At 59.2% G+C, this 18,084-nt stretch carries 16 protein-coding genes; 10 read left to right on the top strand and 6 right to left on the bottom strand.

Translation table 11 applies throughout. The annotated features are described in order from the left end of the window. Window positions 1-16: 16 nt before the first annotated feature. The 6 genes from AFK24_RS15865 (at window position 17) to AFK24_RS15840 (ending at window position 7,573) form a co-directional block, all read left to right on the top strand. The gene (locus tag AFK24_RS15865) at window positions 17-1,687 is read left to right on the top strand and encodes an ABC transporter substrate-binding protein (protein ID WP_065834105.1); all 1,671 of its coding nucleotides are present in this window, start codon (window positions 17-19) and stop codon (window positions 1,685-1,687) included. Window positions 1,688-1,696: 9 nt separating this feature from the next. Further along, window positions 1,697-2,614 (top strand): ABC transporter permease, encoded by a 918-nt coding sequence (locus AFK24_RS15860; RefSeq protein WP_065834104.1) that lies wholly within the window; start codon window positions 1,697-1,699, stop codon window positions 2,612-2,614. Next, window positions 2,611-3,528, top strand: coding sequence for an ABC transporter permease (locus AFK24_RS15855; RefSeq protein WP_080482178.1), 918 nt, complete (start codon window positions 2,611-2,613; stop codon window positions 3,526-3,528). Before AFK24_RS15860 ends, AFK24_RS15855 begins: the two co-directional genes overlap by 4 nt. After that, complete coding sequence (locus AFK24_RS15850; RefSeq protein WP_065834103.1) at window positions 3,525-5,225, top strand: dipeptide ABC transporter ATP-binding protein; 1,701 nt, start codon at window positions 3,525-3,527, stop codon at window positions 5,223-5,225. Before AFK24_RS15855 ends, AFK24_RS15850 begins: the two co-directional genes overlap by 4 nt. A gap of 235 nt (window positions 5,226-5,460) precedes the next feature. Next, a complete protein-coding gene (locus AFK24_RS15845; RefSeq protein WP_065834102.1) occupies window positions 5,461-6,498 on the top strand; it encodes an ABC transporter substrate-binding protein in 1,038 nt (345 codons plus the stop codon). Window positions 6,499-6,715: 217 nt separating this feature from the next. Beyond that, the gene (locus AFK24_RS15840; protein WP_065834101.1) at window positions 6,716-7,573 is read left to right on the top strand and encodes a glucose 1-dehydrogenase; all 858 of its coding nucleotides are present in this window, start codon (window positions 6,716-6,718) and stop codon (window positions 7,571-7,573) included. A gap of 139 nt (window positions 7,574-7,712) precedes the next feature. Here the strand turns inward: AFK24_RS15840 and AFK24_RS15835 are convergent, their stop codons facing one another. Next, window positions 7,713-8,597: a LysR family transcriptional regulator gene (locus AFK24_RS15835; protein ID WP_065834100.1), complete on the bottom strand. Its 885-nt coding sequence runs from the start codon at window positions 8,595-8,597 to the stop codon at window positions 7,713-7,715. 247 nt (window positions 8,598-8,844) lie between these two features. Here AFK24_RS15835 and AFK24_RS15830 point away from each other — a divergent pair, with 247 nt between their 5' ends. Continuing rightward, window positions 8,845-10,926: a TonB-dependent siderophore receptor gene (locus tag AFK24_RS15830; protein WP_065834367.1), complete on the top strand. Its 2,082-nt coding sequence runs from the start codon at window positions 8,845-8,847 to the stop codon at window positions 10,924-10,926. 215 nt (window positions 10,927-11,141) lie between these two features. Continuing rightward, complete coding sequence (locus AFK24_RS15825; RefSeq protein ID WP_065834099.1) at window positions 11,142-11,429, top strand: hypothetical protein; 288 nt, start codon at window positions 11,142-11,144, stop codon at window positions 11,427-11,429. A gap of 29 nt (window positions 11,430-11,458) precedes the next feature. Here AFK24_RS15825 and AFK24_RS15820 read toward each other — a convergent pair whose 3' ends face one another. Beyond that, the gene (locus AFK24_RS15820; RefSeq protein WP_065834098.1) at window positions 11,459-11,683 is read right to left on the bottom strand and encodes a DUF2934 domain-containing protein; all 225 of its coding nucleotides are present in this window, start codon (window positions 11,681-11,683) and stop codon (window positions 11,459-11,461) included. Between the two features lie 397 nt (window positions 11,684-12,080). On the opposite strand from AFK24_RS15820, the gene AFK24_RS15815 reads away from it, so the two are divergent. Then, entirely contained in the window at window positions 12,081-13,100 is a 1,020-nt protein-coding gene (locus tag AFK24_RS15815; RefSeq protein ID WP_065834097.1) for a fatty acid desaturase, read from the top strand. On the opposite strand, the gene AFK24_RS15810 is transcribed toward AFK24_RS15815, so the two are convergent. Continuing rightward, complete coding sequence (locus AFK24_RS15810) at window positions 13,049-13,639, bottom strand: flavin reductase family protein (protein ID WP_065834096.1); 591 nt, start codon at window positions 13,637-13,639, stop codon at window positions 13,049-13,051. The genes AFK24_RS15815 and AFK24_RS15810 overlap by 52 nt on opposite strands. Window positions 13,640-13,858: 219 nt before the next feature. Continuing rightward, window positions 13,859-14,341, bottom strand: a complete 483-nt coding sequence (locus AFK24_RS15805; RefSeq protein WP_065834095.1) for an OsmC family protein — start codon at window positions 14,339-14,341, stop codon at window positions 13,859-13,861. Between the two features lie 206 nt (window positions 14,342-14,547). On the opposite strand from AFK24_RS15805, the gene AFK24_RS15800 reads away from it, so the two are divergent. Next, window positions 14,548-14,814 carry a DUF2790 domain-containing protein gene (locus AFK24_RS15800; protein ID WP_065834366.1) on the top strand — a complete coding sequence of 89 codons (267 nt, stop codon included), beginning with the start codon at window positions 14,548-14,550 and terminating at the stop codon, window positions 14,812-14,814. Between the two features lie 106 nt (window positions 14,815-14,920). Here AFK24_RS15800 and katG read toward each other — a convergent pair whose 3' ends face one another. Together katG and AFK24_RS15790 are read right to left on the bottom strand one after the other, a co-directional pair. Next, the gene (gene katG / locus AFK24_RS15795; RefSeq protein ID WP_170826344.1) at window positions 14,921-17,215 is read right to left on the bottom strand and encodes a catalase/peroxidase HPI; all 2,295 of its coding nucleotides are present in this window, start codon (window positions 17,213-17,215) and stop codon (window positions 14,921-14,923) included. A gap of 330 nt (window positions 17,216-17,545) precedes the next feature. Beyond that, window positions 17,546-17,980, bottom strand: a complete 435-nt coding sequence (locus AFK24_RS15790; protein ID WP_065834093.1) for a GNAT family N-acetyltransferase — start codon at window positions 17,978-17,980, stop codon at window positions 17,546-17,548. Window positions 17,981-18,084: the final 104 nt, after the last annotated feature.

Raw genomic sequence — 18,084 nt, 5'->3', positions numbered from 1 at the left:
GATCCTAAGGTTCACCATGAAAACGTTACCCTACAGCCTTGCCTTCACTCTGGTCGCCAGCACCTTGCTGGCTGGCTGCGACAACCCGAAAGCGCTGACCCAGAGCGCTGAAACGAAAGCCACTGCCACGAAAACCGTGGATGCCAGCAAACCCGTGGCCGGCGGCGAGGTTTCATGGGGGATTACCACCGAGCCGGTGTGCTTCGATCCGCATCGTTCGGGGCAGCAAAACAGCTTCATCGTGATCCGTAACTACGTGGATTCGTTGATCGGCAAACAGGCTGACGGCAGTTTCGCGCCGTGGCTGGCCAAGAGCTGGAGCGTGTCGCCGGACGGCCTGAACTACACCTTCGTGCTGCGCGATGACGTGACCTTCACCGACGGCACGCCGTTCGACGCTGCGGCAGTAAAAGCCAATCTGGATTACACCAAAGATCCGAAAAATACCGCGCTGGCGGCGGCATTTCTTGAGTATTACGACCGCACTGAAGTGGTTTCCCCCCACGAAGTGAAGATCGTTCTGGCGCGACCGGATTCGGCGATGCTGGAGTCTCTGTCCAGCGTCAAACTGGGCTTCCTGTCGCCCAAGACCCTAACCAGCGGCGCCGACCTGTGCGCTGGCGGGCCGGGTCTGGTAGGCACCGGGCCGTTTATCTTCCAGAGTTATCAGCGCGGCCAGTCGGCGCGTTTCGTCAAGAATGCCAATTACAAGTGGGGTCCGGGCTACGCCAGGAACAAAGGCGCGCCATACCTGGACGCCGTGACCTATCGCTTCATCCCCGAATACGCGGTCCGCGCCGGGGCCTTGAGTTCCGGGCAAGTGGACCTGATCGAAGGCGTGCAACCCAGCGATATCCCGTTGTTCAAGGATGCCGAGGGCTTCCAGTATCTGGTCGGGCCATCGGCGGAGACTTCGTTCACGCTGAATATCAACTACACCCACGGCGTCGGCACCGATGTGCGCGTGCGCCAGGCCTTGCGCGATGGTTTTGATGTGGATGCAGTGGTCAAAAGCCTGTATCTGGGCACCGTGCCGCGCGCCTGGTCGAACATCGGCCCGGACAACCCGGCCTACAACAAAGCCTTGGTCGGCACCTGGGGCAACAACATCGCCAAGGCCAACGCGCTGCTGGATGAAGCGGGCTGGACCAGTCGCGACGATCAGGGTTATCGCACCAAGGATGGCCAGCGCCTGCGCATCGAAGTCGGCTTCCCGCAGCCCTACGTGCGAGACAATCGCGACCTGTTGATCCAGTCGATTCAGGCCGCCGTGAAGAAAAACATCGGCTTCGATCTCGACCTGCGCATCACCACCGGTGGCGACTGGGCCAAGACGCGCGCCGACGGCAGCTGGCACATTTACCCCAATACCCTCAACCCGTCCGACAGTGCGTTGTCGTTGCGTGATGTGCTGGGCAGCACCGGCTTTTACAGCGGCGTTCGGGAGAAAACTGACCCGATTATCGTCGGACTGATCGACAAAGCGCGTGCGACTTCTGACCTGGCAGCACGTCAGCCGATTCTCGACAGCATCCAGCAACGCGCCGTGGACCAGGCCTACATCGTGCCGCTGTTCGCCCCGAGCTATCAGATCGCAGCCAAATCCAGCCTGCATGACCTGAGCTTCGAAGCGCAGCTCGACTCGCCCTCCAACCTCTACGACGCTTGGCTCAGCCCGTCGAAATAAGGAGCTGTCATGTGGCGTCCGGTGCTTACCCGAATCTTGAGCAGCCTGATGGTGATCTGGCTCAGTGTCTCTGCGGCGTTTGTCGCCCTGCATTCATTGCCGGGCAACATCGCCGATGTGCTGGCCGGTGATGTGGAATATCCCGGCCTGCGCGAAGCCATCGCGGCGGAATGGGGCCTGGACAAGTCGTTGCCCGAACAGTATCTGGATTTTCTCGGACGTCTGGTGGAAGGCAATCTCGGCACGTCCTACATCATGCGCATGCCGGTTTCCGACATCCTCGCCTCGCAGCTTTGGCCCACGATTCAGTTGGCACTGAGCGCCGGTGCCCTGGCGATTGTGCTGTCCATCGGTATCACGCTGCTCACTGCCGGGCGCAGCCTGCGCCTGCGCAAAGTGGCGTCGCTGTTCGAACTGGTCTGCACCTCAACTCCGGTATTCTGGATCGGCATCCTGCTGTTGATGCTGTTTTCCTTCCAGCTGCGCCTGTTTCCGGTGGCTGGCGCGCAGGGCTGGCGCTCGCTGGTGCTGCCCGCCGTGACCCTGGCGCTGCCCACCGTGGGCCTGCTTTCGCAAGTGCTGCGCGAATCCATGGAGAAAGTCCTCGAACAGCCCTTCATCACCACGTTGCGCTCGCGGGGCCTGAGCGAAACCCGGCTGCGCAGCGGCCACGTATTGCGCCATGGCTTGCTGCCAATCATCACCCTCGGCGGCTGGCTGATCGGCGGTTTGCTGGGGGGTGCCGTGATTACCGAAAAAGTCTTCGGCCGACCAGGGCTGGGCACCGTCACGCTCAATGCCATCACCAGTCAGGACGTACCAGTGGTGCTCGCCGTGGTCCTGCTGGCAGCGGCCATCTACGTGTCGATCTCGACCTTGCTCGACATCGTTTATCTGTTCATTGACCCGAGGTTGAGACATTCATGACCCTCTCATCGGCACGCTCAACCGCACGTTCAACGCGGCCTCTTGAAACCCCGGCGGAAAACCCCACCGCCGTGCTGCCGGACAATCTTGCGTGGCAACCCGCGCGTCAGCCGCTGCCCTTGGGCGTCAAGCTGTCGCTGGGTTTCCTGCTGGTGCTGTTGGTGGCGCTGGCGGTGCCGCAGTTATTGACCGGCTACGACCCGCTCAGCGGCGACATCAGCCAAAGCCTGCAAGCGCCGGGCGCCGCGCATTGGTTCGGCACCGACCGGCTGGGCCGCGATGTCTTTGCCCGCGTGGTTCACGGCACCCGTTATTCGTTGTTGATCGGTATCGCCGGTATGCTGATCAGCCTGGTGTTGGGCGTGGTGCTGGGGATTATCGCTGGCATGAAAAACCGTTGGCTGGATGAAATCGCCTCGCGGATTTTCGATGTGCTGTCAGCCTTCCCCGGTGTGTTGCTGGCGTTGCTGGTGATCGCCCTGATCGGCCCTGGCATGATCAACGTCGCGATTGCCATCGGCATCGCCGGCATCCCGAAATTCGGCCGGATGGTGCGCAGCCAGACGCAGCTGGTGCGCAAGGCCGATTACGTCACTCACGCCTGTTTCTACGGCAAAAGCTGCGCTCAGGTTTTCTATAAGCATTTGCTGCCGAATGTAATGGTCGCGATTCCGATTCTGGCCACCATCGATATCGGCAGCTCGATCATGGCGGTGTCCGGGCTGAGCTTTCTCGGCCTCGGCCCGCAACCACCCACACCGGAATGGGGCGTGATGCTCGCCGAAGGTCGCGACGTGTTGCGCACTGCCTGGTGGCCCAGCGTGTTTCCCGGTGCCGCGATCACTCTGACCGTGATCGCCTTCAGCCTGATTGGCAGCCATGTCCAACGTCGTTTCGAGGGCCGTCAGCCATGAGCGTTTCCCAGTTGAATAACCTGCAACAAGCGCTGGTCGAAGTACACAACCTGAGCATCGGTTTCGCGGGTGCCAATGGCGGCAAGCCGCTGGTACGCAACGTCAGTTTCAGCATCAAGCCGGGGCAATGCGTTGCGCTGGTGGGCGAGTCGGGATCGGGCAAAAGCATCACCGCGCGCAGCGTATTGGGCTTGTCCGGCGACGGCGCGCAGATCAGCGCCGACAGCTTTCGCATCGCCGGGCGCGATGCGCTGGCGTTCAGCGAGCAAGACTGGCGCGCGTTGCGCGGCACCTTTGCCGGGCTGGTCATGCAGGATGCGCTGGTGTCCCTGGACCCGTTGCGCACTATTGGCCAGGAAACCGCCGAAGTGCTGATCCGCCACGACCTGCTCAAGGGTCGCCAGGCGCTGACCGCCAAGGTCCATGACGTGCTGCAACAAGTCGGCATTAGCGATCCCGAGTTGCGCGCCGGGCAATACGCCCATGAACTGTCTGGTGGCCTGCGCCAGCGCGGCCTGATAGCCTCGGCGATTGCCGCAGGTCCGGCGCTGATCATCGCTGACGAACCCACCACTGCGCTGGATGTGACGGTGCAGCAGCAAGTCATCAGCGTACTCGCCGAGCGCGTGAAGAACGGCGCAGGCTTGCTGTTGATCAGCCATGACCTGGCGTTGGTAGCGCAGATCGCCGACTTCGTGCACGTGCTGCATGAAGGCGAGGTAGTGGATGCCGGACCGGTGGCCGAAGTGTTGCGCAATCCGCGTCACGCTTACACCCGGCAACTGCTGGCGGCGGTGCCCTCGGCACAATCGCGGGGGCACAAGCTCAGCTCGGCGCGCATCGTCGCCGCGGTTCCCGGCGCTGAAGGCTTATCGATCCGGCGTGAAACACTGACCAAACATCAGATTGAAGATCGAACGGTGCTTGAGGTGCAGAACATCTCGAAACGCTACGGCGCAGGCGGTTGGGGTCGCAAGGCGCGGCCGTTCACCGCCCTGCACGACGCGTCATTCTCGATCCGCAAAGGCGAAGTGCTCGGCATCGTCGGCGAATCCGGTTCAGGGAAAACCACCTGCGCCAACATCGTGCTGGGCTTGCTGACACCGGACACTGGCAGCGTGAAATTGCTCGGCCAGACCTGGAGCGGCATCGGCGAACAACAACGCCGCCCGCTGCGTCGGCACATGCAGTACATTCCGCAGGACCCGCTCAGTTCGTTTGATCCACGCTACACGGTGTTGCAAGTAATCGCCGAGAACCTGCCGAACCCGGCGCTCAATTCGGCGCAACGCCAGGAACAGGTTGTGGAGCTGTTGCGTCAGGTTGGCCTCAACGAAAGCCTGCTGCAACGCCGCCCGCTGACGCTGTCCGGCGGTCAGCGCCAACGTATCGCCATCGCCCGCGCCCTGGCGGCAGCGCCTGCCCTGCTGATCTGCGACGAACCGGTCTCGGCGCTGGATGTGTACGTGCAAGCGCAGGTTCTGGACCTCATCGCCGAGTTGCAGGCGCAGTATCAGATGTCGCTGCTGTTCATCTCCCATGACCTGGGCGTGGTGCAGCACATCAGCGACCGGGTGCTGGTGTTTCATCAAGGCCATATCGTCGAGCAAGGGCCAACCGAACAACTGTTCGCCGCGCCACAGCATGCGTATACGCGGACGTTGTTGGGGGCGCTGGGAACGCAACACCAACTGTAGGAGCCAACTTGTTGGCGAAACAATGGGCCTGCGTACACAGCAATATCGCCTCGCGAACAAGTTCTCTCCTACGAGCGATTCGCGGGCAAGCCTTGCTCCAACGAGTGCGGAACGGTTCCGTGACGAGGAAATCTAACGGCCATATCGTTATTCAATATTGTTATTTAAATAATTTTTTTTATATCTATATTGTTTAAAGCTCAGATGAATTCCCCCGCAACAGCTGGAGTACGGCATGCGCAAACACCCGACATCACGTCCTCGATTCACCCGCTTGGCCACCACCATCGGGCTTGCCACCTCGTTGCTGACCGGCACGCTGGCAATGCCGAGCATGGCCCAGGCTGAAGGCCAGCTGCGGATTGCCGAGCAGTTCGGCATTGTCTATCTGTTGCTCAATGTGGTCCGCGATCAGCAGTTGATCGAGAAGCACGGCAAGCAGGACGGCGTGGACATCAAAGTGGACTGGACGCAGCTGTCCGGCGGCTCGGCGGTCAACGACGCGCTGCTGGCTGGTTCGGTGGACATCGCCGGGGCTGGCGTCGGCCCGCTGCTGACCATCTGGGATCGCACCCACGGCAAGCAGAATGTGAAAGCCGTCGCGTCCCTGGGCAACTTTCCGTATTACCTGGTGAGCAACAATCCCAAGGTGAAAACCATCGCTGACTTCACCGAGAAAGACCGCATCGCGGTGCCAGCGGTGGGTGTATCGGTGCAGTCGCGCTACCTGCAATACGCGTCGGCAAAACTGTGGGGCGATGCCGAGTACGCGCGGCTCGACAAATACACCATCAACCTGCCCCATCCCGATGCCGCTGGCAGCATCATTGCCGGTGGCACCGAGCTGACCGCGCACTTCTCCAATCCGCCGTTCCAGGAACAGGAAGTCCAGGCGCCCGGCGTGCATGTCGTGCTCAACACTTACGACCTGCTGGGGCCGAACTCGCCTACCGTGCTGTTCGCCACGGAAAAATTCCGCAACGACAATCCCAAGACCTACAAGGCCTTCATTGAAGCGCTGAGCGAAGCCGAAGACTTCATTCGCAAGGACAAGGGCGCTGCGGCGGACACTTACATTCGGGTGACCAAGGCGAAAATCGATCGGGCTGCGCTGCTGAAAATCATCGACAACCCGGAGTTCGATTTCACCATTACGCCGAAGAACACTTATCCGCTGGCGGAATTCATGCACCGGGTCGGCGCGATCAAGAACAAACCGGCTTCGTGGAAGGATTACTTCTTCCAGGACGCCAAACCGCTGCAAGGCAGTTGATCCACGACTGACCGTTAATAGCCCTCGTGCTGCCTATGTGGTGGCACGGCGGCTTTTTTGTTTGAAAAGTATTTTTTGAGAGGTCTGTTTTTGAGACCACTGAGTCAAATTCTCTGAACCCCCGCATATTTCTCCCGGTCGCAGGATCAAGCGAGTCTGTTCGTTGCCCGACAACGCATGCCTTGAACCTGATCAATCACCCTGGAGAAGACCCCTTATGAAATCCTATCCTCGCCCGCCGTTTTCCGTGGAAAAACAACCGGTGCCCGGCACCCAACACATCATGAATCCGGTGCCTGACTGCGGCGAAGAAAGCTACGTCGGCCATGGCCGGCTTGCAGGCAAGGTTGCGTTGATTACCGGTGCCGACAGTGGCATTGGCCGGGCTGTTGCCATTGCCTTTGCACGGGAAGGTGCGGACCTGGTGATTTCCTATCTGGATGAGCACGAAGACGCCAAGGCCACGGCGGAGTGGATTGAAAAGGCCGGTCGCCAGTGTCTGCTGATTCCCGGTGATATCGCCCAGAAAGAGCAGTGCCAGGCCGTGGTGGACCAGACCGTCGAACGCTTCGGCCGCATTGATGTGCTGGTCAACAACGCCGCCTTCCAGATGAGCCACGAAACCCTCGAAGAAGTCGCCGACGAAGAATGGGTGCGCACGTTCGACATCAACATCACAGCGATATTCCGGATTACCAAGGCTGCGCTCCAGCACATGCCCGAAGGCAGTTCGATCATCAATACCAGCTCGGTCAACTCCGACAAACCCAAGCCGACGCTGGTGCCGTATGCCACCACCAAAGGCGCCATCGCCAACTTCAGTGCCGGGATGGCGCAGCTACTGGGCGAGCGCAATATCCGGGTCAACAGCGTCGCACCCGGTCCGATCTGGACGCCGTTGATCGTTGCGACCATGACCGAAGACGACATCAAGAACTTCGGCTCGCAGACGCCGCTGGGCCGACCTGGCCAACCCGCTGAACTGGCGCCGCTGTATGTGCTGTTGGCGTCGGATGATGGCAGCTATATTTCTGGGGCCAGGATTGGCGTAACGGGTGGTACGCCGATTCTTTAATCTGATGCCACGCAATTGCTACGGCCGTTGGAGCGAGCGGGCGGCGTCCGACTTGCCCGCGAAGAACGATAACGCGGTGCATCTGTTCCATCGAGGCGCTTGATTCGCGGGCAAGCCTCGCTCCAACAGATCGCACCCATTAATCCTTCAATTCCTGGGTCAAGAAATCCAGGAACGCGCGGGTTTTCATCGGCACACGGCGCGCCGAGGGGTAAACCGCGTTGATGGAAATCGGCGGTGCCTGCCAGTCGCACATCACCGGCACCAGGCGCCCTTCGGCAATCGATTGTTCGACGATGAAAGTCGGCAGCAAGGCGATGCCCATTCCTGCTTCCGCAGCCTGGGCCAGCAAGTCGCCGTTGTTGGCGTGCAGCGGGCCGGTGACGTGGACTTTCTGGGTTTCCTTGCCGTTGCTCAGTTGCAGGCTGACGCCGCTTTGCAGGTAGCCGTAATTCAGGCATTGATGCGCCGCCAGATCCCGTGGCACGTGCGGCGTACCTGCGCGGGCCAGATAGGCCGGGGCCGCCACCAACACGCGGGGCGCGGGCGCCAGATGCCGCGCCACCAATGAGGAGTCTGCCAGGCTGGCAATACGGATCGTGACATCGAAGCCACCCTTGACCGGGTCGACCTGCTGATCGCTGAACACCAGCTGCAATTCCACCCTGGGATGCAATTCGTAGAACTTGGGGATCAATGGCCCGAGCCGACGCAAGCCGAAAGACATCGGCGCGTTGATCCGCAGCACACCGCGTATTTCACCAAGACCGGTGCGGGCCCGCTGCTCCGCCTCATCCACCGACGCCAGCACTTCACGACACGCTTCGTAATATTCTGCGCCCGCTTCCGTTAGATGCAGGCTGCGCGTGGTGCGTTGCAGCAACTGGACGCCGATGGCTTCTTCCAGCGCCTGAATCTGTTTGCTGACTTTGGATCGCGGCACCGCCAGCGCTCGGGCTGCAGCAGCGAAGCCGTTTTCGCCAACGGTGGTGACGAAGGTGCGCATGCACTCAATACGATCCATGACCGTCCCTGAAATGGAAACAATGAGCGGCAACTTTAATTAAATGTTTCCGAAGTTGCCATCTCGGACATACACAAAAAGCACCCGCGCGAGCCCTCCATATGAATGTATGCAAGTTGATACAGTCCGGGCGTTGGCAGATATGTCTTGGCTTCCCTCCAGCAACAAAGTAATAATAAACATTCTCATTTACATCTTTTACGGAATGAATTCAGTGCTCACCCGACCGCGTTCTTATCACTGCGCCATGCTTGCCTTAGGTTGTGTTCTGCTGCCCACGCTATCCAACGCGGACGATTCGGTAACCGAATTGGGCGCTACTGACATTCAGGCTACGGGCGAATCGCAAAATGCCGGTTACACCCGTGCGACCACCAGCACCGCGAGCAAATCCGAAGTGCCGGTCAAGGATGAAGCACAGACGGTGAATTCAGTGACTCAACAGACACTGGATGACTATCAGATCAAGTCACTGAACGACGCGATGAAGTTCGTCAGCGGCGTGTCGGAAACCAACACCCTGGGCAATAGCAAGGACGCCGTGATCAAGCGCGGCTTTGGTTCGAACGACGACGGCTCCATCCTGCGCGACGGTATTCGCTCGGTCGTGGGCCATAACGTGGGCGCCACCACTGATCACATCGAAGTGCTCAAGGGGCCGGCAGCACTGCTCTATGGTGCAGCGGAACCGGGCGGCATGATCAACATCATCAGCAAGCAGCCGCAGTTCACCCAACAAACCACTCTTTCGGGCTCGGCCTTCAGCGAAGGCGGCGGGACTTTCGGCCTGGATACGACCGGTCCTCTGGGTGATACCGGTCTGGCCTACCGGTTGGTGGCCGAGCGCGGCAATGAAGACTACTGGCGCAATTACGGCACCAATGAAAATACGCTGGTCGCCCCTTCGCTGAGCTGGGTCGGCGATCGCGCGAGCATGACCCTGGCTTATGAATACAACGATTATTCCAGCCCGTTCGACCGCGGTACGGTGTTCAGCAACGGCAGTCCGGCAGCGGGCAGCTACAGCAAACGCCTGGACGAAAGCTGGGCGAAAACCGTCGGTATCAGCGAGACCGCCACGGCGCGATTTGAGTACCAGCTCAGTGACACCTGGAAAACCCGGGCAACCTATGGCTGGAACAACGACCGTTACAGTCTCTCGATCGCCCAGCCGACCAAGCTCAGCAATGGCACGCTGACCCGCCAGGCCAATGGTGGCCACTACGACTATGAAAGCCGCTACAGCGCGCTGGACTTCATAGGGGAACAGCAGTTGTTCGGTCAGCGGCATGACCTGCTCGTGGGCATCGACAACGAAGCTTCGGACAAGTATCGCGGCAAGACCTACCGCAACACCGTCACCCAGAACATAAACATCTACGATCCGCAGTACGGCAAGCTGGCCGAACCGAGTGTAGTCAGTGCGGCGCAGAGCAATGCGCGAAACGAGCTGACGTCCACTTCGGTGTATTTCAAGGATAACTGGCACTTGAACCAGCAGTGGATTCTGGTCCTCGGCGGTCGCCAGCAGCATTACGACCAGTACGGCGATCAGGGCCTGGGCAAGTCTTACCAGCTCAACCGCGACGACAACGGCGATACGTTCATTCCATTTGCCGGACTGGTCTATCAGCCCACTGAAGCGCTGTCGCTGTATGGCAACTACAGCCGCTCCTTTGTCCCCAACGACACGGTGGACGACGTCGGCAATACCTTTGATCCAGAGGAAGGTCGCAGCTATGAAATCGGTGCCAAATACAACCCGTCACAAGCGCTGAACATCAACCTGGCGCTGTTCGACATCGTCAAGAAAAACGTCGTGACCACCTCGACGATCAATGGCGTGAGCGTTGCTGAAGCCGCAGGCAAGGTGGGATCCCGTGGGCTGGAACTGGACGTTACCGGACAAATCGCGCCGCGCTGGGACGTGATCGGTACCTACGCTTACACCCACACCGAGATTCTTGACGATCCGGACGACGAAGGTAACCGTCTCAATAACGCACCCATGCACACCGCCAGCCTGTACCTGACTCACCATCTCGCCTTCCCGGAAACCACGGGTCAGTGGCACGCCGGCAGCGGCGCCCGTTACGTGGGCAAGCGTCCGGGAGACAACGACAACAGTTTCTGGATGGACAGCTACACCGTTGCCGACGCATTCCTGCGTTGGGACCTGCCCACCCAAGGCTACAAGACGCGCCTGCAGTTCAACGTCGACAACCTGTTCGACAAACACTACTACCCGTCAAATACGGGCAGCGGCGAACTGCAAGTCAATGTCGGTGAACCGCGAACAGCACGTCTTTCGGCAAGCGTGACGTTCTAAACCGCAATGGGTCAGTCGCAAGTATCTGATGCCAGGATGCTTGCGACAGACCTCTCCCTCGCCTCTCCTCGCCTGCTTTGAAAGAGATTTGCTAAGTCCGTGAACCTTTTTGCAGTCTTCTGGTCGTGCAGCCACTAAAGTCTGGCTGCACCTGCCGATACAAGTTGTAGAGCGCGGGAATCACCCGCGCAGCTTTGATGACAGACAGGCATTCAATGGACACTATTTTTTTGCTGGTTGAGCACGGTCGCGACCAAGGTGAAGTCTACATTCATGGCTGGTTCGACGATGAACGAGCGGCGAAAGAGACCGCTGAAGCGATGGAGTGGAAGGCCTACCGCGAGGAGTCCAAGCGCCAGCACCAATGGTCTTCCCAGCCTCTGCTGGCACCCGACCAGACGCCTCATCGGCGCTTTTGGGTCAAGGGCATTGCCAAAATGGAACAGGCTTTCGCACCCGCAGCAATGATGCCAGCAGTGACCGCGTCCACCGCCGTTCACTGATCAGACGCTTCAGCGCCGCGACGTCAGCTTCACTCGGGGCCCGGCTTTTCAGACAGATCGGGGTCATGCGGATCCGCGTCGGGCAACAATGCCTCGACGGCGGCCCGGTCGACACTGCGAGAAGGCGTCATTGCCACTGATTCGGCCAGTTTGGTCGCCATCTGCCAGTGGCGCTCGTGATGGCCCTCGGGTTTACCCTCGGTTTCCCAGATCATTGTCGCCAGCTGACGTACGGTTTCTTCGTCGACGTTCATGTGCTGTGGTCTCCAGTAGGATCGTGTGGCATCGCCGGCCTTGGCGTGAGCACTCCGGCCAACGTTACGCCAGTTCACGATCGAAACAATACGCGTCACAGGCTCGATCTCCCTAACGTAAACAATTTGCCGGAGCTACCGGTCGATGGTTCGGACATCTGGGCTGTCCCAAACGATAAGTGGAAACGGTAGACCCCTGCTTTTTCTTCCGAGTTCAGTCCGGTCTGGCTAGCGGTAACGCTCTATCCACACGTCAAGGCACGCTTATTAATTCTAAATAGCTATATAAAGCTATGGATAAGTGATTATTCATGCATAACAAAGCTTGATAGGGTGCGTCTACCAGACCACTGGCCGCCACGTCATCCCGAATGCCGAGAATCTGGTCACTTGCCCTATGTGTAACTACCTCGACGCCGCACACCGCACTCGCATCCTTGAGCTGCACGCCTCCTGGACTGCCCGCAGCGACTGGCCCACCTGGCTACTGTTGCTCGGCACTTATTCGGCATGGTTCAGCCTGATTCATTACGCGCCGCTATTGGGCCAGACACTGACGCTGCTGCTGTTGATTCCGGTCATCACCTTCTGGATGTCGTTGCAGCATGAGATGCTGCATGGTCACCCTTCCCCTTGGCGCTGGCTGAATAAACTCTTGGGTTATGCGCCGCTGGCGATCTGGTATCCCTACACCCTGTATCGCGACAGCCATCTGCTGCACCATCGCGACGAAGAATTGACCCGGCCACAGATGGACCCGGAAAGTCGCTACCTTGACGCCCAGGCCTGGCAGCGCAGCGGCGTTTTGCGGCGCGCTGTGCACTGGCTGAATAAAACCTTGTACGGGCGCCTGCTGGTGGGCCCCGCCCTGGCGCTGGGCGGTCTGGTTGTCGAAGAGTCTTCAAGGCTGCGGCACGGCGTGCTGCAAGCCTGGCTAATGTGGCTCAGCCATGGCGCGTGCGTGGTCGCGGTGCTGGCGTTCGTCAACCTGCATGGCGAGCTGCCGATAGTCGGTTATCTGCTGTCCAGCGTGCTCGCTTTGGGGTTATCCATGGTGCGTTCCTACTACGAACACCGCCCCGCCCAGGCACCGGAACAACGTTCGGTGATCAACGAGGCGGGCTGGCCGTGGCGCTGGCTGTTCCTGAACCTGAACTTGCATCTGGTCCATCATGACCTGCCCGGCCTGCCCTGGTATTTGCTGCCGAAGGTCTACGCCGAGCGCCGCGAGGACTGGTTGCGCCGCAGTGGCCAGTTTCTGGTCAACGGCTATGGCGAACTGTTTCAGCGTCACGGCTTGCGACCCATCGACAGCCCGCAGCATCCCTGGCATTCAGGCTCGACAACCAATGTCATGCCGAATCGTCAGTCACTCTCGGTAGCCGGCTCGACATTGAGCACTTCGCCAATCGCATAAAAATGCCCGCCAGCGATGTAGTGCAGGCTGCGCAAGGCCGGATCGGCGTGTTCAAAGTGCCAATGCCCATCGCTGAACACGCGAGTGTCGGACCAGGCGCCAACCACTTCACCGATAAAAAGATCGTAAGCCTGCTGATTGTGCGGCTCAGGAATCAGCTTGCAGACCAGCCAGCCGGAACATCCGGCTACGCAAGGCACGTCCCGCCCCGCCAGATCAACCCACTCCACGCCTGCATGAGCCAGCTTTTGCGGATCGTCATTCAGGCTGGTGGTGCCTACTTGATGGGTCAACTGCAACTGCGCCACGGTGGGCACCTGAATAACGAACGTGCCGCTACGCTCGACAAGTTCCCGGGTCTTCGTGGCTTTATCCAGCACTACGGTCAGTTTGGGCGGCATGAAATCCAGGGCGCAGGCCCAGGCGGCGGCCATCACGTCGACACCGCCGTCGTGGGCAGCAGACACCAGAACGGTCGGGCCGTGATTGAGGAGTCGATAAGCCTTGGCGAGATCGACCGGAGCGATGTGACTGTTCAAGCAACTTCTCCTACAGGACGAGCAGACGGCGTTGAGCCGTCGAGAGTCGCCAAGCATGTCGAATGCACGGAAGGCCGACAAGGGCCACGCGACTCAGGCGGAGCGGCGGTTTCAGTTGCGCAGTTCGTCCAAGCCTAACTGTTTGCGCAACGTGGAGCCTCGTACGCTTTGCGGTACAGGCCCTTGCGTTGAAAATGCGGGATCACGCTCTCTAGTTAATTAAGCGCCTGGGTTTATCGATATTTCGGGTTCGTGGTTGACTGGGAAGTTTACCGAACGAGCAATGAAGCATTTCTCATGAGCTATTTTGTGCAGAGTCTGAGCTTTTGCGATTTCAGACCCCGGTGCGAGGATCACCTTCGGCCGCAAAACAACTGAGGTGAACTGACCAGCGCCGTCGCTCTCCTCGACCATGGTTCCTTGAGCGTTGTCCTCGTAGGCCACCACAACGATCCCGGCCTCAGCACAAAGGCCAAGATACCAAAGCTTGTGGCACGCAGATAAGGATGCCAAGAGCAATTCCTCCGGGTTCCAGCGTGTGGGGTCTCCTCGAAAAACGGGATCGGATGCCCCCTCAATGGGTACTTTTCCCTTAGCCGTGATTACGTGCGCCCGGCTGTAACCCCGATAAGACGACGTTCCTGTTCCCTCGTTGCCAACCCAAGTCACCCGGACTTCGTACGCGTGCGCTTTATCTGCCATTGCTCCCTCCCAAGAAAGTTTTTCGATTCGATAAGTCCGTTAAAAAGCGGACTCATTGAGCGGGCACCCAATATGTATCAGCGCGACTGATGCCAGCTATTGCTCGTTACTATTTCTGCAAAACCCTGAAGGCGAACAAAATCGGTGCCAGAAGCAAACGAAATGAAACGTTGCTTTCAACCATTCTTAACTTAAAGGAATACACCATGAAAACTCCACTGTTCGCCGCACTCATGATGGTCAGCGTGTTCGCCTCGGCCAAAGACAATGTCACTAACGTTTCAGCCGCCGAGGTTGAGCAGTACACCTACTCCGAACCGTTGGACATCAACAAAGTCATCAGCATAACCACCGCTGAAAACGTCAACCCGATCCGCGGCACTGTTGAGTCGCACATGGTGTACACCGATCACAAGGGTGTCATCCACAACCTCGAATACACCACTGAAGCCTACAGCGACCAGGACAGCTGATCGTGATTCACGACCCCGAGGTAGCAGCGAACCCCGCTTGTCGCTGCCTCGTCCAACTTGATAGTCACAGGCAGCCTCGCCTCCACGAGGCTGCCTGATTCGTTTATCACACCTTCAGATCAAAACGATCCAGATTCATCACCTTGTCCCAGGCAGCCACGAAGTCTTTGACGAACTTCTCTTGCGCGTCCGAGCTGGCATAGACTTCCGCCAGCGCCCGTAGCTGCGCGTGAGAACCGAAGACCAGATCTACCCGGGTGCCCGTCCATTTCACCTCACCGGTTTTGCGATCACGCCCTTCAAACTCCGCCGCGGTATCAGAAACAGGCTTCCACTCGGTGCTCATGTCCAGCAGATTGATGAAGAAGTCATTGGTCAACGCTTCGGGCCGACTGGTGAAAACCCCATGAGGGCTTTGTCGATCGTTGATGTTCAAGACTCGCAGGCCGCCAAGCAGCACGGTCATTTCCGGCGCGGTGAGCGTCAGCAGCTGGGCCTTGTCGATCAGCAATGCCTCGGCCGAAAGGCTGTAGCGGCCTTTGGCGTAGTTACGGAAGCCATCGGCAGCGGGTTCGAGGAAGCCGAACGAGTCCACATCTGTCTGCTCTTGGGAAGCGTCCATGCGCCCCGGCGCAAACGGCACGGTCAGGGTTTGCCCGGCATTTTTCGCCGCCTGTTCGATGCCCGCACAGCCGCCCAGTACGATCAGGTCGGCCAGCGAAATCTTTTTGCCGCCAGACTGCGCCTGATTGAATTCGGCCTGGATCCCTTCAAGGGTTTCCAGCACGCTCGCCAGTTGCTCAGGCTGGTTGGCCTGCCAGAACTTCTGCGGTGCCAGACGCAGCCGCCCGCCATTGGCGCCACCACGCTTGTCCGAGCCACGGAAAGTCGAAGCCGCCGCCCAGGCGGTGGAGACCAGTTGCCCAACCGACAAGCCGCTGGCTTGTAGTTTGCTTTTAAGCGCGGCGATGTCGGCTTCATTGACCAGAGCATGGTCAACCGCTGGAATCGGGTCTTGCCAGAGCAGCTCTTCAGCCGGTGTTTCCGGGCCGAGGTAGCGCGACAGCGGCCCCATGTCGCGGTGGGTCAGTTTGAACCAGGCGCGGGCGAACGCATCGCTCAACTGATCGGGGTTCTCAAGGAAGCGCCGGGAGATTTTTTCATAGATCGGATCGAAGCGCAGGGCCAGGTCCGAGGTCAGCATGGACGGTGCGCGGCGCTTGGATGGGTCATGGGCATCCGGCACGGTATCGGCACCCGCGCCATCTTTTGGTCGCCATTGATTGGCGCCGGCCGGGCTCTTGGTCAGCTCCCATTCAAAACCGAACAGGTTTTCCAGGTATTGATTGCTCCATTGGGTCGGCGTTGAAGTCCAGGTCACTTCAAGGCCGCTGGTAATGGTGTCGGGGCCTTTGCCTGTGCCGAAACTATTCTTCCAGCCCAGGCCTTGCTCTTCCAGACCAGCGGCCTCCGGTTCAGCACCGACATTGTCCGCAGGCCCGGCGCCGTGAGTCTTGCCGAAGGCGTGGCCACCGGCAATCAGCGCGACAGTTTCTTCGTCATTCATCGCCATTCGACCGAATGTTTCGCGGATATCTTTCGCCGATGCCACCGGATCCGGGTTGCCTTCCGGGCCTTCAGGGTTGACGTAGATCAGGCCCATTTGTACGGCGGCGAGAGGATTCTCCAGGTTGCGACCCTGGTTGTCGGTGCGACTTTCTTCGGTGCCATGTTTGTCCGCTTCGGCCACCAGCACGCCTTCTCCCGGCGGCTGGGCTTCCTTGCCGTACCGGGTATCACCCCCCAGCCAGGTTTTTTCCGAGCCCCAATATATGTCTTCATCAGGTTCCCAGACGTCCGGACGACCGCCCGAGAAACCGAAGGTCTTGAAACCCATGGACTCCAGCGCGACGTTGCCGGTGAGCACGATCAGGTCGGCCCAGGAAATCCTCCGCCCGTACTTTTGCTTGACCGGCCAGATCAGCCGGCGCGCCTTGTCGAGACTGACGTTATCCGGCCAGCTGTTGAGTGGCGCAAAACGCTGCTGACCGGCACCGGCACCGCCGCGACCATCACCGGTGCGATAGGTACCTGCACTGTGCCAGGCCATGCGAATGAACAGCGGCCCGTAATGACCAAAGTCCGCTGGCCACCAGTCCTGGGACTCGGTCATCAGCGCGTGGAGGTCCTGCTTGACCGCTGCCAGGTCGAGGCTCTTGAACGCCTCGGAATAGTTGAAGCTCTCGTCCATGGGATCGGACAAGGACGAGTGCTGGTGAAGAATCTTCAGGTTCAGCTGATTCGGCCACCAGTCGCGATTCGTGGTGCCACTGCCAGCCGCTTGACTGAACGGACATTTCGATTCATTTGCCATGTGCGAGCTACCTTTGGTCGTGTTCATCCAATTGCCCGGGCCGGTCTGAGCTACGGGATAGGATGAATAGAATCAATGGCACGGGACCAGCTGCTGGTTTATCTACCGTTGTGTCCACACAATAATTCTTGAGATTGGCAATCAGCTTGCCTACAGGGCGGTCCACGGTGGCAGAGCAGGCGCCTGGCTCATGCCTCTCTCCTGCTATCAGGTCAACCGATGGCCTGCGCCAACGGTAGATCAAGCCTAGTCGCCTACTGTGAAGGTTTCTAATAGACGGAGCATTAATTGTTGATAGTCATACTCTGTTAGCTGACCACGCGTTCAGGCGCCGAGAGAAGGTGCTGAAAGCGTCATTCAAGCGTTGTCATGCCCCGGCCGGGTAAACGAATACCGATCAATGTCGGTTCGCCGCTGCCAGCCCTGGCCTTGCCAATACTGCGCAGCCGCCTCATTGGTCTTGAATACATCAAGGTGACATTTAAGGACGCCCTGCGCCTCAAGACTCGAAAGACAACGCTGTACCAATGATTTGGCAATGCCTTGACGTCGATATTCGGGAAGCACCACCAGGTGCTGCAGATAACCCCGGCGACCGTCATGCCCGCACATCACGCACGCGCCAAGCACATCGCCTACTTCGGCGACGAAACTCATTTCCGGATTGCGTTGCAGGTAACGAGCGGTCGCCTCGCGAGAATCGGCGTCACGCAACGAGATACCTGGAGTCTTGCTCATGAGGTCGATGACCGCATCGTAGTCGGCCATGGTCATGACGCGGATAGTGAACATTGGGTTGAGCCTGGTCTGTGGATTTCAGGTTCGGCAGATTAGCACTCGTTGCAGCGACCGGGGTGGCGCTCCACCTTGCCCGCGAATCAGTCGCCTCGGTGAGC

Origin of the sequence: Pseudomonas syringae (assembly GCF_001698815.1) — a bacterium.
GTDB lineage: Bacteria > Pseudomonadota > Gammaproteobacteria > Pseudomonadales > Pseudomonadaceae > Aquipseudomonas > Aquipseudomonas syringae_A.
The sequence above is the reverse complement of the archived record's forward strand: the minus strand, read 5'-3'. Positions and strand labels throughout refer to the sequence as shown.

What these genes read in the sequence shown, in the direction of transcription:
- AFK24_RS15830 (WP_065834367.1), top strand. Translation starts at nt 8,845, where the DNA reads ATGCTTGCCTTAGGTTGTGTTCTGCTGCCCACGCTATCCAACGCGGAC.
- katG (WP_170826344.1), bottom strand. Translation starts at nt 17,215, where the DNA reads ATGAACACGACCAAAGGTAGCTCGCACATGGCAAATGAATCGAAATGT.
- AFK24_RS15840 (WP_065834101.1), top strand. Translation starts at nt 6,716, where the DNA reads ATGAAATCCTATCCTCGCCCGCCGTTTTCCGTGGAAAAACAACCGGTG.
- AFK24_RS15800 (WP_065834366.1), top strand. Translation starts at nt 14,548, where the DNA reads ATGAAAACTCCACTGTTCGCCGCACTCATGATGGTCAGCGTGTTCGCC.
- AFK24_RS15825 (WP_065834099.1), top strand. Translation starts at nt 11,142, where the DNA reads ATGGACACTATTTTTTTGCTGGTTGAGCACGGTCGCGACCAAGGTGAA.
- AFK24_RS15835 (WP_065834100.1), bottom strand. Translation starts at nt 8,597, where the DNA reads ATGGATCGTATTGAGTGCATGCGCACCTTCGTCACCACCGTTGGCGAA.
- AFK24_RS15805 (WP_065834095.1), bottom strand. Translation starts at nt 14,341, where the DNA reads ATGGCAGATAAAGCGCACGCGTACGAAGTCCGGGTGACTTGGGTTGGC.
- AFK24_RS15790 (WP_065834093.1), bottom strand. Translation starts at nt 17,980, where the DNA reads ATGTTCACTATCCGCGTCATGACCATGGCCGACTACGATGCGGTCATC.
- AFK24_RS15815 (WP_065834097.1), top strand. Translation starts at nt 12,081, where the DNA reads ATGTGTAACTACCTCGACGCCGCACACCGCACTCGCATCCTTGAGCTG.
- AFK24_RS15860 (WP_065834104.1), top strand. Translation starts at nt 1,697, where the DNA reads ATGTGGCGTCCGGTGCTTACCCGAATCTTGAGCAGCCTGATGGTGATC.
- AFK24_RS15850 (WP_065834103.1), top strand. Translation starts at nt 3,525, where the DNA reads ATGAGCGTTTCCCAGTTGAATAACCTGCAACAAGCGCTGGTCGAAGTA.
- AFK24_RS15820 (WP_065834098.1), bottom strand. Translation starts at nt 11,683, where the DNA reads ATGAACGTCGACGAAGAAACCGTACGTCAGCTGGCGACAATGATCTGG.
- AFK24_RS15845 (WP_065834102.1), top strand. Translation starts at nt 5,461, where the DNA reads ATGCGCAAACACCCGACATCACGTCCTCGATTCACCCGCTTGGCCACC.
- AFK24_RS15855 (WP_080482178.1), top strand. Translation starts at nt 2,611, where the DNA reads ATGACCCTCTCATCGGCACGCTCAACCGCACGTTCAACGCGGCCTCTT.
- AFK24_RS15865 (WP_065834105.1), top strand. Translation starts at nt 17, where the DNA reads ATGAAAACGTTACCCTACAGCCTTGCCTTCACTCTGGTCGCCAGCACC.